Annotated in this window: 1 pseudogene; it reads right to left on the reverse strand. The window is 75.6% G+C overall.

Annotated elements, in window-relative coordinates:
* Positions 1-70: 70 nt before the first annotated feature.
* Positions 71-270: pseudogene (locus KZZ07_RS26935) on the reverse strand (urease accessory protein UreG); the annotation flags it as partial.

The raw sequence follows: 270 nt of genomic DNA on the forward strand, positions 1-270 counted from the left end.
GTGCCGCCGCCGCGCACGAAGCCGAGGCGGGCCGTCGCGCGGCGGCCGGTCTGGATGTCGTCGGGCACGGCTAGGGCGTGAACAGCACGGCGCGGCCGATGGCATCCGCCACCCGGTCGATGCCGAGGCCCGCGCGCGCGTTCGTGGCGATCACCGGCTTGCCGCCCCGGACCCGCGCGGCCTCCGCCAGCATCCCCTCGAGGTCGACGCCGACATGCGGCGCGAGGTCGATCTTGTTGATCACGAGGAGGTCGCAGCGCAGCACGCCCG

The sequence above is a fragment of the Mameliella sp. CS4 genome, from assembly GCF_019392335.1.
Lineage (GTDB): Bacteria > Pseudomonadota > Alphaproteobacteria > Rhodobacterales > Rhodobacteraceae > Antarctobacter.